The organism is Pseudomonas prosekii (genome assembly GCF_900105155.1).
In the GTDB taxonomy this organism is placed as follows: Bacteria; Pseudomonadota; Gammaproteobacteria; order Pseudomonadales; family Pseudomonadaceae; genus Aquipseudomonas; species Aquipseudomonas prosekii.
Genome location: NZ_LT629762.1, coordinates 4,495,039 through 4,507,115 on the forward strand (window position 1 = coordinate 4,495,039; position 12,077 = coordinate 4,507,115).

The 12,077-nt window shown below is 57.8% G+C and carries 13 protein-coding genes and 2 pseudogenes; 7 read left to right on the forward strand and 8 right to left on the reverse strand.

Annotation, left to right across the window (positions count from 1 at the left end; translation table 11 throughout):
* Positions 1 to 26: 26 nt before the first annotated feature.
* The 3 genes from BLU01_RS20430 to def all read left to right on the forward strand — a co-directional run bounded on the left by BLU01_RS20430 (position 27) and on the right by def (position 1,886).
* Entirely contained in the window at positions 27 to 218 is a 192-nt protein-coding gene (locus tag BLU01_RS20430) for a CsbD family protein (RefSeq protein ID WP_092278909.1), read from the forward strand.
* Positions 219 to 390: 172 nt separating this feature from the next.
* Entirely contained in the window at positions 391 to 1,344 is a 954-nt protein-coding gene (locus BLU01_RS20435) for a YihY/virulence factor BrkB family protein (RefSeq protein WP_092278911.1), read from the forward strand.
* 2 nt (positions 1,345 to 1,346) lie between these two features.
* The gene (gene def, locus BLU01_RS20440; RefSeq protein WP_092278913.1) at positions 1,347 to 1,886 is read left to right on the forward strand and encodes a peptide deformylase; all 540 of its coding nucleotides are present in this window, start codon (positions 1,347 to 1,349) and stop codon (positions 1,884 to 1,886) included.
* Positions 1,887 to 2,011: 125 nt separating this feature from the next.
* Here the strand turns inward: def and BLU01_RS20445 are convergent, their stop codons facing one another.
* A complete protein-coding gene (locus BLU01_RS20445; RefSeq protein WP_092278915.1) occupies positions 2,012 to 2,419 on the reverse strand; it encodes a GNAT family N-acetyltransferase in 408 nt (135 codons plus the stop codon).
* Between the two features lie 287 nt (positions 2,420 to 2,706).
* Positions 2,707 to 3,309 carry a glutathione transferase GstA gene (gstA, locus tag BLU01_RS20450; protein WP_092278917.1) on the reverse strand — a complete coding sequence of 201 codons (603 nt, stop codon included), beginning with the start codon at positions 3,307 to 3,309 and terminating at the stop codon, positions 2,707 to 2,709.
* Between the two features lie 595 nt (positions 3,310 to 3,904).
* On the opposite strand from gstA, the pseudogene BLU01_RS28375 reads away from it, so the two are divergent.
* Positions 3,905 to 4,576 (forward strand): annotated as a pseudogene (locus tag BLU01_RS28375) (PAS domain-containing protein); the annotation flags it as partial.
* 114 nt (positions 4,577 to 4,690) lie between these two features.
* Positions 4,691 to 5,119 (forward strand): annotated as a pseudogene (locus BLU01_RS28380) (methyl-accepting chemotaxis protein); the annotation flags it as partial.
* 48 nt (positions 5,120 to 5,167) lie between these two features.
* On the opposite strand, the gene BLU01_RS20460 reads toward BLU01_RS28380, so the two are convergent.
* The 5 genes from BLU01_RS20460 to BLU01_RS20480 all read right to left on the reverse strand — a co-directional run bounded on the left by BLU01_RS20460 (position 5,168) and on the right by BLU01_RS20480 (position 9,171).
* Entirely contained in the window at positions 5,168 to 5,614 is a 447-nt protein-coding gene (locus tag BLU01_RS20460; RefSeq protein WP_092278921.1) for a hypothetical protein, read from the reverse strand.
* A gap of 159 nt (positions 5,615 to 5,773) precedes the next feature.
* On the reverse strand, positions 5,774 to 6,325 hold the full coding sequence (locus BLU01_RS20465) for a hypothetical protein (protein WP_092278923.1): 552 nt from the start codon (positions 6,323 to 6,325) through the stop codon (positions 5,774 to 5,776).
* A gap of 136 nt (positions 6,326 to 6,461) precedes the next feature.
* Complete coding sequence (locus tag BLU01_RS20470) at positions 6,462 to 7,886, reverse strand: MFS transporter (RefSeq protein ID WP_092278925.1); 1,425 nt, start codon at positions 7,884 to 7,886, stop codon at positions 6,462 to 6,464.
* A 175-nt stretch (positions 7,887 to 8,061) separates the two neighbouring features.
* Positions 8,062 to 8,694 carry a glutathione S-transferase family protein gene (locus tag BLU01_RS20475; protein WP_092278927.1) on the reverse strand — a complete coding sequence of 211 codons (633 nt, stop codon included), beginning with the start codon at positions 8,692 to 8,694 and terminating at the stop codon, positions 8,062 to 8,064.
* Between the two features lie 42 nt (positions 8,695 to 8,736).
* The gene (locus BLU01_RS20480; RefSeq protein ID WP_092278929.1) at positions 8,737 to 9,171 is read right to left on the reverse strand and encodes a PACE efflux transporter; all 435 of its coding nucleotides are present in this window, start codon (positions 9,169 to 9,171) and stop codon (positions 8,737 to 8,739) included.
* 120 nt (positions 9,172 to 9,291) lie between these two features.
* Here BLU01_RS20480 and BLU01_RS20485 point away from each other — a divergent pair, with 120 nt between their 5' ends.
* Entirely contained in the window at positions 9,292 to 10,164 is an 873-nt protein-coding gene (locus BLU01_RS20485) for a LysR family transcriptional regulator (protein WP_092278931.1), read from the forward strand.
* 62 nt (positions 10,165 to 10,226) lie between these two features.
* On the opposite strand, the gene gntR is transcribed toward BLU01_RS20485, so the two are convergent.
* The gene (gntR, locus tag BLU01_RS20490; protein ID WP_092278933.1) at positions 10,227 to 11,258 is read right to left on the reverse strand and encodes an HTH-type transcriptional regulator GntR; all 1,032 of its coding nucleotides are present in this window, start codon (positions 11,256 to 11,258) and stop codon (positions 10,227 to 10,229) included.
* Between the two features lie 216 nt (positions 11,259 to 11,474).
* Here gntR and BLU01_RS20495 point away from each other — a divergent pair, with 216 nt between their 5' ends.
* On the forward strand, positions 11,475 to 12,008 hold the full coding sequence (locus BLU01_RS20495) for a gluconokinase (protein WP_092278935.1): 534 nt from the start codon (positions 11,475 to 11,477) through the stop codon (positions 12,006 to 12,008).
* Positions 12,009 to 12,077 lie beyond the last annotated feature (69 nt).

Genomic DNA, 12,077 nt, shown 5'->3' on the forward strand with positions numbered 1-12,077 from the left:
CGTTAAATGTTCACAGGAGAAACACCATGAGCAGCACTGGCGATAAAGTTAAAGGCATGGCAAACGAAGCAGTCGGCAACGTCAAACAAGGCGTAGGCAAAGCGACTGACAACGACAAATTGCAAGTCGAAGGCAAGGTTCAGGAAAAGAAAGGCGAAGCTCAACAAGCTGTGGGCAAAGCCAAGGACGCCGTCAAGAAGGGCGTCGACAAGGCGTGATCGCCTGGTTAAATGCAGCAAAAAGACGGCCATTCACGGATGGCCGTTTTTGTGTCAGATGCACCGGATTAAAACGAAATTGTTTCAAAGTCGCCAAACAGGCTACTTTGATGTAGAAAACGGACCCTGAGTCGCCACGACTTCAACCTTTTTGCGGCGAAAGGAGACGCTAATGATTTTCCCGGACATGAAACGCCTGCCCCTGCACCGCGTGATGGTGCGTACGGTCAAAGAATTCATCGATGATGAAATGTCGACCTACGCTTCCGCGCTGGCTTACCAAATGCTGTTCTCGCTGTTCCCCTTCATTCTTTTCCTGATTGCCCTGATCGGTTTCCTGCACCTGCCGGACTTTTTCTCGTGGCTGCGCCTGCAATCGGAATTGGTTCTGCCGCCTCAGGCGCTGGAACAAGTGAACCCGGTCATCGACCAGTTGCAGCAATCGAAAGGTGGTCTGCTCTCGATCGGTATCGTTATCGCCCTCTACACCGCCTCATCGGGCGTGCGCCTGATGATGAGCGCGATGAACGCGGCGTATGACGTGGTCGAAGGCCGGCCGGTGTGGAAGCGCTTTCCGCTGTCGATTTTCTACACCATCGGCATTGCCGGGATGCTGCTGATCGCCGCCGCGTTGATGGTGCTCGGGCCGCAAGTGATGGGCTGGATTGCCGCGCAAGTCGGGCTCGAAGACTTCATCGTCACGGTGTGGACCATCGCCCGTTGGCCGGTGATCGTGATTCTGATGATGGTCGCGGTGGCGTTGATCTACTACGTGATGCCCGACGTCAAACAGGAATTCCGTTTCATCACGCCAGGCTCGGTATTGGCCGTGGTGGTATGGATCAGCGCGTCGCTGGGTTTCGCGTTCTACGTCAAAACATTCGCCGATTACAACGCCATGTATGGGAGTATCGGCGCGATCATTGTGCTGTTGCTGTACTTCTACATTTCCGCTGCCGTGTTGCTGCTTGGTGCGGAGATGAATGCGGTGATCGAGCATATGTCGACTGAGGGTAAAGACCCCGGTGAAAAAGTCCCCGGCGAAAACGACCAGGAAGACACCAAACAACACGTTTCGGGACTGGGACGAGATCACTCGCTCAAGCCGAACACTGACGAAGTCTGAACATGATCCGTGAAATCCTGAAAATGGGTGATGAGCGCCTGCTGCGCATCGCCCCGCCTGTACCGTCAGAAATGTTCGACAGCCCTGAGTTATGGGAATTGATCGACGACATGTTCCAGACCATGGAAAGCGTCGGCGGCGTTGGCCTGGCCGCGCCGCAAGTGGGCGTCGATCTGCAACTGGTGATCTTCGGTTTCGAGCACAGCGAACGCTATCCCGACGCCGAAGCGGTGCCGCAGACGATTCTGATCAACCCGTTGATCACGCCGCTGAGCCCGACTCTGGAAGAGGGGTTCGAAGGTTGCCTGTCCGTGCCCGGTTTGCGCGGCGCGGTGCAGCGCTACGAGCATATTCGTTATGAAGGTTTTGATCCGAAGGGCCAGCCGATTGTGCGCATCGCTTCGGGGTTTCATGCGCGGGTGGTGCAGCACGAATGTGATCACCTGATCGGCCGTTTGTACCCTTCGCGGATTACCGATTTCAGCAAATTCGGCTTCACCGAAGTGCTGTTCCCGGAACTCGACCCGGCCGCCGACGAATAACCCCGCAGCGCCAAAAATCTACGGTAGGAGCGAGCCTGCTCGCGATGGGGCCATGTCAGCCACCTTGATAGTGACTGACACAGCGCTTTCGCGAGCAGGCTCGCTACTGCAGGTTCGATGTGTCTCTAGCCCAATCCCATCGCAATCATCGGTTTGCTCCGTGCATACCGGGCCAATCGCTCGACCATCGCGTAGGGCATTTGCGGGTCGAACGTAAATCCGCGTCGCTCATAAAACCCGCGCAAATCCGGATGGCAGTACAACCACACCGGGCTGTCGAGGCCCTTGACCGCTTCGGCAATCAGCGCCGCCGCGATCCCTTGTTCGCGACACGCCGGATCGACAAACAACCCGGTCAGCCAATAACCGCCCGCCACCGGCCGCAAGCACAATGCAGCGACGATTTCGCCACGCCGCGCCACCCACAATCGTGCATCGCGCACCGCTTTCATCGGAGATTGGTGGGCGCGGTAGAACTTGTTCATCAGCGGCCATAACGGCTCGTCGAGCAGGGCGTATTGGGTGTCTGGCATGGGCCTGGGCTGTCGGTCGGTAAAGTCGGCGATTATAAAAGAACGCGCGCGCGGCGATAGGTGTATACCTGACCTCACATCCCGTATGAGTGGAGTACGTATCATGGCCAAAGGCATGGATTCAAAGAAAGCAGCGAAGAAAAAACCGGCAAAAACCGCCGATGAGAAACGCGCGGACAAGAAGGCCAAAAAGGTGGACGTATTCGGGCATTAACAACGAGTTTTAACAATCAACAAAAAACCTGTGGCGAGCGAGCAAGCTCGCTCGCCACACATGCTCTCAAGTCTTACGCCGTTTCTACCGCCAGCACTGCTTTCACCGCGGGCCGCGCCTCTACCCGCGCCTGAAACTGCGCCAACGCTGGCCACTGATTCAAATCAATCGCAAACAACGACGTCCAGCGCAGCACGGTAAACAGGTACGCATCCACCACGCTGAAGCCGCTGGCCAGCAAATAATCCTGCTTTTCCAGGGTTGCGGTCAGCACCTTGAAGCGCTTGAACAACTTCTCTTTGATCTGCGCTTTAGTCTCTTCCGGAAACTGCGAGTTGAACAGCCAACCCAGTCCGCCATGAATCTCGGTCGATACAAAGTTCAGCCATTCCTGCAAACGCACACGCTCGAAACTGCCGTTGGCCGGTGCCAGTTTGGCCTCGGGGCGCAGGTCTGCGAGGTATTGCAAAATGGCCGGGCCTTCGGTCAACACCTGACCGTCGTCCAGTTGCAGCGCCGCGACATAACCTTTGGGATTGATCGCGAGAAAGTCGTCACCGGCGGCGGTTTTCTTGGTTTTGTTATCGATACGAACCAACTCGAACGGCAGATCGAGTTCGCGCAGCACAATGTGCGGTGCCATCGAGCAGGCTTGCGGGGCGAAATATAACTTCATGGGAAGCGCTCCAGGTGGACGAAGCCTTCCAGTGTCAGGCGTGCAACGCGGCTGGGTAAAATGAAATTTTAAATAGTTGATGGCGCCGAAACCGTCGGCCAAGTCCGGCATTTGTCCTGAACACCCTGAATACTGGCCGACTGCTGGCCTTGCGCGGTTAATGGCGCTGGCTATGCTTAGCCATAACTAACTGTCCAGATCAGATTTCACCGCGTTCGACATCACCAGAGTGCGCAACCAACGCACCGATTTTCACAACACGGAGCTGTGCGGTAAATGGAGTTACTTACCAAAACGTTAGGGCTGGCCCGACCGGGCTATCAAGAGAAGGATGTCTTGATAAGAGCGTTGCTGCATGGACGTTCCGATTGAACATCACCTATCACCTGACACTTCCTGCCCTTGGCGGGATGCGTGTGCCTGTTTCATGACCATTTGAAAGACCGACAACTTTCATCAATCAGAAGACCGCGCTTAAGGTGATAGAACCATGTTCAACCTACATCACAAGGCTGATTTGCAGCAGATCGAGCGCTTCACTTGCGCGCTGACCGAAGCCAACGCCAAGTTGGCGGCGGTGAGTCGCTCGATGGCGATGATCGAGTTCAGCCCGGAAGGCATTGTGCTCGACGCCAATGAACACTTCTGCGCGACCATGGGTTACAGCGTCGAAGAAGTACGCGGTAAACATCACCGCATATTCTGTGAAGAAGCGTTCTACCGCAGCGAGGAATACGCCAGGTTATGGCGTGACTTGGCGCGCGGCGAGCCGGTCAGCGGTACGTTCCAGCGGTTGAACAGGGCCGGTCGGGAGATTTGGCTCGAGGCCAGTTACATGCCGGTCTATGGGCCGGATCGTCAGGTTAAAAGTGTGATCAAAGTGGCGTCGGACATTTCCGATCGCATCTACCAAGAGCATGAAAACGAAAGCATGCTCGCCGCTATCGGGCGCTCGATGGCAGTGATCGAGTTCACCCCGGATGGCCGGGTGATTACCGCCAATGAGAACTTCCTGAAGACCATGCATTACTCGCTGAATGAAGTAGTCGGTCAGCATCACAGCCTGTTTTGCCATCGCGCCGAAGCCGAGTCGCCGCAGTACAAGGCGTTCTGGGCGTCACTCAATCGTGGCGAATATCACTCGCACCGTTTTGAACGCAAAGACAAGTACGGCCATACGGTTTATCTGGAAGCGTCATACAACCCGCTGTTCGACAGCAGAGGCCGGTTGTACAAAGTGGTGAAGTTCGCCAGCGACATCACCAACCAGGTCACCACTCTGCAATCTGCTGCGGAATCGGCGCACAGCACCTCGGTACAAAACGACGCCTGCGCGCAGAAAGGGTCGCAAGTGGTTCAGCAGACCGTGCAGATCATTCAGGACATTTCCCGCGACCTTAACGAAGCCGCCGTCAGCATTGATGCTGTAAGCAAACAGTCCGACATCATCGGCAGCATCGTCCAGACCATCCGCGGCATTGCCGACCAGACCAACTTGCTGGCACTTAACGCCGCCATTGAAGCGGCGCGCGCGGGCGAGCATGGGCGTGGGTTTGCGGTGGTCGCCGACGAAGTCCGCAGCCTCGCCGCGCGAACTAGCCAGGCAACTTTGGAGATTGTCGAAGTGGTGCGCAAAAACCATGATTTGTCGCTGAGCGCGGTCACCAGCATGCAATCGAGTCTGAGCCGAACCGGTCTAGGGGTGGAACTGGCGAACGAGGCAGGGGAGGTGATTCTGGAGATTCAACAAGGTTCGCGGCATGTCGTCGATGCGATCAGCCAGTTCAACTCGACGTTGCAGTTGAACTGAACAATTGAACAATACCCCTCCGCAAGATAAGTCCGGAGGGGTAGCACATCAGATCGCGTAAATATCGAATACGCCTTCTTCAATGCTTAACGTTTCCTCGCCGCCACCGCTTGGATTTCCCGTCACTTTCAGCTTGAAGTTGCCAGTGCAATTGCCATTAGTGACGGTGAGGATCAAGTCGCCCTCGATGATATTGAATCCATATCTGTTGTAGGTGAACCGTGCATTGCTACTGGTCAGAGGGATTGGATACGTGCCGTCGCCACGGGGTGGATCGATGGTGAAATCAAAATAGCGACCGCCGTCGACGGTATCGCCGATATGGATATAGTTGATCCTTTTCGGAAAGAGCGAGCCATAGTTGATCACGAAGCTTGAACCTTCAAAATCAATAGGCAGATGCTCTCCGTCACTCAGGAACTTGGCCGTGCACGTCCCGGAAAAGTTTTTTGGCGATTGGGCTGACGTGAGTGATTGGGTGCCTTTTGCTGACATGTAAACCTCCAGTGTTTATCGATCATCAGGGGCGCGCATGTGAATGCCGTGCGCATTCATGATTCTTCGAGCGCCATGGAGTGTCTACTGTCAGAACTTACAGGTCAGCCGCAACACCGCCCGAATAGGGGCAGTGTTTGCCAGGTTGTGGCTGTTCGCTTAGAGCGCAGCGAGGAACTTGTCGACCACTTGCTGGCCGTCAGCCTTGTCACTGCTGCCGTTGTCCTTGTCGGCCTGCGCCAGTTTCATTTTGTCTTGCAAACGCTCGGCGATCTCTTTGCCAATCGCCACTTGCTGCGCCGGCGGCATGGCTTTCAGTTGGTCTTCGGTAATGCCCATCTCTTGCAGAATGCTGTCGCGCAAACGCTGTTCCGGGGTCTTGCTCATGTAGTCCTTGAAGTCGGCCATGGCCGCGCTGTCGGTGGACTTGCTTTTGTCTTCTTCCGGCACCGAGGCCTGCAACGCCACGCGGGTTTTGGCGAAGGCTTCATCCACGTTGTCGTTGATGGTGCTCGCCGCGCTGACTTGTTGGGTCGCGGACGTCAGCCCGGAGGACTGCGCGTTGGTGCTGTCCTGCTTGATTTGCGCGATGGTGTTTTGCGCGTTCTGGATCAAACCGCTGTACAGCGCGCTCGCGGCGGCCGTGGTCGGGTCCATGTCCGTGCGTTGGGTTTGCTGAATGATCGAAGCTTTCTGGGCACTGACCAACATGATGAATAGCCTGTAGGTAATTGCTGTTGATTGTGTAGGAGCAATTAGCGTGCCGCCGCTGAAACGCCGGTTTTACGCGGCGATTCAGGCGTGGCGGCGGTCAGTTATTGCCGCTCGGCGGCAGACGGTCACCGCTTCAGCGGTGGGCAATGTTCTCCAGTGCCAGGTTGCGCGTACGCGGGCCGAAGTAACCGATGGTGATCATCACGATCAACATGCTGCTGACAATGAAGGCCAGCACCCCCGGTGTGCCGAAGTGTTCGAGGAAAATCCCGATCAGCAGACTGCTGAACACCGTCGACAAACGGCTGAACGAGTAACAGAAGCCCACGGCCCGTGCGCGGATGTTGGTCGGGAACAATTCACTTTGGTAGGAGTGGTAGGCGAAGCTCAGCCAGGCGTTGCAGAAGGTGATCAGCACCCCGCAGACGATCAGCCCCAACGCGCTGGTTTGCAGGGCGAACAAAGTGCCGAAGGTCATGGCGCCGAGGGCCGAGCCGACGATCTGCCATTTGTTCTCGAAACGGTTGGCGAACTTCACAAACAGCAACGGCCCGAGCGGGTAGGCGAGGGTGATGATGAAGGCGTACATCAAACTGTGCGTCACGCTGACGCCCTGACCGGACAAAAGCGCCGGCAGCCAGTTGCCGAAACCGAAAAAACCGATGGCCTGAAACACGTGGAAAACAATCAGCATCAGCGCCCGACGTCGATACGGCGGCTGCCAGATATCAGCGAATCGCCCCGCGCCCTGCACGTCTACCGCCGCCAGTTCCGGCTCATCCAGCGCTTTGCCCTGATCCTTCACGCAACGCGCTTCGATGTTATCGAGAATCCTGCTCGCCTCATCGAAGCGCCCATGCTGTGCCAACCAGCGCGGCGACTCCGGCAGGCGCGAGCGCAGCCACCAGATAAACAGCGCAAACACCGCACTCGCCAACACCACCCAACGCCAGCCGGACACGCCGAACGGCGCTTGCGGCACCAGCCACCAGGACATCAGCGCCACCGCCGGCACTGACAGAAACTGCACAAAAAAAGCGAAGGCAAACGCCGAACTGCGCATGCGTTTCGGCACCAGCTCCGAGAGGTAGGCGTCGATGGTCACCAACTCGATGCCCAAGCCAATGCCCACCAGAAAGCGCATGCAGATGATGCCCAGTGCCGAACTCTGCACGCCCATCGCCACGGTCGCGACCGTGTACCAGATCAGCGCAAAGGTGAAAATCGCTCGCCGGCCGAAGCGGTCGGCCAATGGGCTGAGCAGGCTCGCACCGAGGAACAGACCGAGAAATGTCGCCGAGGCAAACGCAGCTTGATCGGAAAAACCAAACACGCCGCCACTGCCGGTGGCGAAGATGCCATCGCGGATCAGACCGGGGCTGATGTAAGCGGTCTGAAACAAATCGTACAGCTCGAAAAACCCGCCAATCGACAGCAACGCCACCAGTTTCCAGATTGTGGAAACGGCGGGCAGGCGGTCGATACGAGCGGAAATCTGCGCGGCACGAACGGGGTCAATGCCGTCGGTTTGGGCGGCAGCGGGGGAGTAGGCAGGCATGGGCTGATCCGATTCTTGTTGAAGGGAAAGCTTAGCCTGCTATCGGTTAGCAAAGATTGTGAACATTTGCTGGGTTGAGAGAAGATTCGCCGAGTTATTGCAATATCCGCTTACGTTTTAGGCGTTTATGGCGCAACCGGGGTGATGCCGACCCCTGTTGTGGTGAGGCTGGCGGCTATGGCAAACCGTTACAGCCGAACTTGAGGAAACCCGCTCGCTGCGCCAGTCGCTGGAAGTACTCATCGACGGCGGGCAAGTCCGGGCGCTCCATGGGCGTCATCAGCCAGCGGTTGACCGACAGGCCGATGACGATGTCGGCCAGGCTGAACCGTGGCCCGGCAACGTAGGCTTTGGTGGCCGCGAGTTGGTGTTCGAGGATGGTCATTTTGCGGTTCCAGTCATCAACGCCAACGGCGATCTGATGCGGGTCCTGGCACTCCGGATCCTTGCGCACTAGCGCGGTAAAGGCATAACCCCACGAGCGATTGAGCTCGGTGGCTTGCCAATCCATCCACTGCTCGACGCGCGCGCGGGCCGCCGGTTCGCCGGGCAGCAATTGCTGATTGTGATGTTTGCCGGCGAGGTAGCGGCAGATGGTGTTGGATTCCCACAACACCCCGGCGTCATCAATGATCACCGGCACCTGCGCATTCGGATTGAGCCGGGTGAACTCGGGGCTGTGGGTCGAGGCAAAACCGCTGCCCCAATCCTCGCGTTCGTAGGAAATGCCCAGCTCCTCACAGGTCCACAGGACTTTTCTGACGTTGATCGATGACGCTTTCCCAAGAATTTTCAGTGCATGTTCCATGGTGCTACTCCTTCAGCGAAACGACGCCTCGGGAATCTACCATCAAGCAGCAGGATCCGGCAGCGCTGACGCTGGCAAACCAAACGTGCGATCAAACAGCCAGTTGAAAGCGAAGGTGTAGCACGGGATGAAAATGATCAGCGCCAGGTCGAGCAAAAAGGCCTGCACCAGGCTGATGTTCATCCACCAGGCAATCAACGGGATGAGAAACACAATCAAGGTTAGTTGAAAACCCACGGCATGGCCGATGCGCCGTTTGACCGTGCGGGTGCGCGATGGCTGGCGACTTTCCCAACGCTCGAACAGCGAGGTGTAGATGAAATTCCAGGTCACGGCGATGGTGGTGATGATCACCGCCAGCGGCCCGGTGCTGCCCGGCGAAGTGCCGGAAAGCAGCGCCAGACCCAGAGCCGAGAAGGTCATGCCGATGATTTCGTACAACGACACGTAGACCAGTTTGCGTTTGACGCCTTGCATGTTTTTTTGCCTCTTTGTTGCAACTTGATGCCAGCAGCACTGGCGGATGCGGCGAAAGATAGCTTCAATGGCGCTGACAGAAAAAGTCAGCAGCTTTCAGTTTTATTGATAGGACGGCGAATGAACTTCAACAGCGACAGCATCGAATTGTTTCTCGCGGTGATCGAGCGCGGCTCGTTTTCCGCCGCCGCTCGGGCGCTGGGCAAAGTACCGTCGGCGGTGAGCATGGGCATCGGCAACCTCGAAGCCGAACTCGGTTATTCGCTGTTCGATCGCAGCCACCGCGAACCGGTGCCGACCGCCATGGCCAACGCGCTGGTGCCGCACGCGCGGCTGATCGCCGAGCAGCTCAAGCAATTGCAGGTGCACGCGGTCGAGTTGTCGTTGGGGTTGGAGAGCAAGCTGTCGATCGGCGTGGTCGCGGACCTGGATAAAAGGCGTTTGATGGCGGCGATCAAGGTGATTGCCGAGCGGCATCCGCTGCTCGATATCGAAGTGCTCAGCGCGCCGCAGGACGACGTGTTGGCGATGCTCCACAGCGGTCGCGTCAGTGTCTGTCTGGCGTTCGCCGGGTTGAGCGTGAATGGGCTCGAACGATTCCAGTTCGTCGGCAGCGAACGGATGATTGCCACGCTGGCGGCGGACAATCCGCTGTTTCAGGGCCAGGATTTGTTCCTGGAAGACTTGCTGCACTTGCGCCAGATCATCGTCGCCAGCCGCGACTTGCCGATCAGCGATACGCGGCCGCTGGTCGCGCAATCCTATTGGCGCACCGACACCCTGGCCATGGCGCTGGAGATGGTCGAGGCCGGTTTGGGCTGGGGCAATTTCCCGCTGTCGGTGGTGCAACCGCTGCTGGACGCGGGACGCCTCAAACGCTTGAGTTTTCGCAACATCGAGAATGGTTTGCTGCTGCCAGTCCACGCGGTGTGGCTAAAAAGCCAGCCACTGCAGAAAGCAGCGCTGGCGTTCGTAGGCCTGATGTCTGCCTGAAACCAAAGGCAACTCACCATTACCCCCGTGGGTAGTTGAGGAGCGGTAATAGACCGGACAGGTCAGGTGCTTTCGCGCACTTTCAGTTCGAAACCCATGTCCTGCACCGGTTTGGCCACGGTGTTGCCGGCCATCAGCGTGAGCATTTGTTCGGCGGCGCGGCGGCCGATGGCTTCGCGCGGGGTGCTGATGCTGCTCAGGCGCGGGACCATGTGCGCGGAGGCGGGCAGGTCGTTGAAGCCGAGAATCGCCACTTGCTGGGGGATTTTGATCCCGCAGCGCATCGCTTCAAGCAACGCGCCTTGGGCCAGGTCATCGTTACCAAAGAAGATCGCATCGACATCGGGATGGCTCGCCAGCAATTGCACAAACAACTCGCCGCCCAGCCCTACCGAAGAAGCACGCGGCGTCAGAACTTCCAGATCCGGGTCATACAAACCGGCCTTCTGCAGCGCCTTGCGGAAACCTTCGCCGCGCAGCAACGTGCGCTGATCGAGCTGCGCGCCAATGTAGGCCAGGCGTTTGCGACCACGCGAAAGCAAGTGCTCTGCCGCCGTTTCGCCCGCCGCCAATTGCGAGAATCCCACGCAATTCAGGCCCGCCGCCGTGTCCAGTTCCATCATGTAGACGCAGGGAATGTTGCTCGCCTCGATCATTCGCCGCGAACTTTCGGTGCGATCAAAACCGGTCAGCAGCAAGCCGCGCGGTTGATACGCCATGTAGTTGCGCAGGAGGTTTTCTTCTTCATCGCGCGAGTAGTGGAAGTTACCGATCAGCACTTCGAAGCCCTTGGGCCGCAAGACCTGATGAATCGCTTCCAGCGTGTCGATGAACAGCAGGTTGGACAGCGAAGGCACCAGCACCACCACCGAATGGCTCTGCGCCGAGGCCAGCGCGCGGGCGGCGGGGTTGACCACGTAGTTGAGGTCGAGCGCGGCTTTCTGGACTTTCTCCACCAGTTCGGTGGCCACCGTGCTGACACCACGCAACGCGCGCGAGGCCGTGATCGGGCTGACGCCGGCCAGGCGTGCGACTTCGTTGAGGGTAGGGCGGCCGGTGGTGCGGGTATTTTTATCGTTTTTAGAGGTGGTCATCGGGGCGGCTTGCCAAACAAAATTCAAGGCACTAAGGTAGCGCTGTCTCGATGCAGCTGCAAATGCGTGAGCGGGGTTTGCCTGAACCTCGTTCCTTGGCGTCGCGAACGAACATGCTGCAACCCACAAAAATGACAAGAAGGCGTCGGCAACTTCTGCTTTTGGTCTAGTGTCATAACTGGCAAAGGTAGCGCTGTCTGCGCGCTGAGGTGTTTCATGAATCATCCCATCACCGCCCTGGTCATCATGGGCGTTGCCGGTTGCGGCAAGACCTGCGTCAGCGAGGCCTTGTGCCAGCTCAGCGGCGCGACTGCCATTGAAGGCGACACTTTTCACCCTGCCGCCAATATCGAAAAGATGAGCGCGGGCATTCCCCTGAACGACGACGACCGTGCCGGCTGGCTGCAAAGCCTGTGCGTCGAACTGCGCCGCGTCGATGCCGAGGGCAAACACCCCGTGCTGACGTGCTCGGCGCTCAAACACAGTTATCGCGAAGTGTTGCGCAGTGCCTTGCCGGGCCTGGGTTTCGTATTCCTTGAGCTGACGCCGGAAGTCGCCGCCGAACGTGTGTCCCACCGTCCCGGCCACTTCATGCCATCGACCTTGATCGACAGCCAGTTCGCCACGCTTGAATCGCCGGTCGGCGAGCCGCTGACCCTGGCACTGGACGCCTCCAACCACAGCGTCGAGCAACTGGCTGGCCAGGCTCACGTCTGGTGGCTGCAACACGGTTTGAAACGTGCGGTATGAGTTTTCTTCGAAGAGATAGCGCTGTCCTCGCGCCTGGCGAATTTCCCGCTTTAATAACAACAACAATCA

Bases quoted from the DNA above. Each gene is read 5' to 3' on its own strand.
- BLU01_RS20430 (WP_092278909.1), top strand. From the start codon at position 27: ATGAGCAGCACTGGCGATAAAGTTAAAGGCATGGCAAACGAAGCAGTC.
- BLU01_RS20435 (WP_092278911.1), top strand. From the start codon at position 391: ATGATTTTCCCGGACATGAAACGCCTGCCCCTGCACCGCGTGATGGTG.
- def (WP_092278913.1), top strand. From the start codon at position 1,347: ATGATCCGTGAAATCCTGAAAATGGGTGATGAGCGCCTGCTGCGCATC.
- BLU01_RS20445 (WP_092278915.1), bottom strand. From the start codon at position 2,419: ATGCCAGACACCCAATACGCCCTGCTCGACGAGCCGTTATGGCCGCTG.
- gstA (WP_092278917.1), bottom strand. From the start codon at position 3,309: ATGAAGTTATATTTCGCCCCGCAAGCCTGCTCGATGGCACCGCACATT.
- BLU01_RS20460 (WP_092278921.1), bottom strand. From the start codon at position 5,614: ATGTCAGCAAAAGGCACCCAATCACTCACGTCAGCCCAATCGCCAAAA.
- BLU01_RS20465 (WP_092278923.1), bottom strand. From the start codon at position 6,325: ATGTTGGTCAGTGCCCAGAAAGCTTCGATCATTCAGCAAACCCAACGC.
- BLU01_RS20470 (WP_092278925.1), bottom strand. From the start codon at position 7,886: ATGCCTGCCTACTCCCCCGCTGCCGCCCAAACCGACGGCATTGACCCC.
- BLU01_RS20475 (WP_092278927.1), bottom strand. From the start codon at position 8,694: ATGGAACATGCACTGAAAATTCTTGGGAAAGCGTCATCGATCAACGTC.
- BLU01_RS20480 (WP_092278929.1), bottom strand. From the start codon at position 9,171: ATGCAAGGCGTCAAACGCAAACTGGTCTACGTGTCGTTGTACGAAATC.
- BLU01_RS20485 (WP_092278931.1), top strand. From the start codon at position 9,292: ATGAACTTCAACAGCGACAGCATCGAATTGTTTCTCGCGGTGATCGAG.
- gntR (WP_092278933.1), bottom strand. From the start codon at position 11,258: ATGACCACCTCTAAAAACGATAAAAATACCCGCACCACCGGCCGCCCT.
- BLU01_RS20495 (WP_092278935.1), top strand. From the start codon at position 11,475: ATGAATCATCCCATCACCGCCCTGGTCATCATGGGCGTTGCCGGTTGC.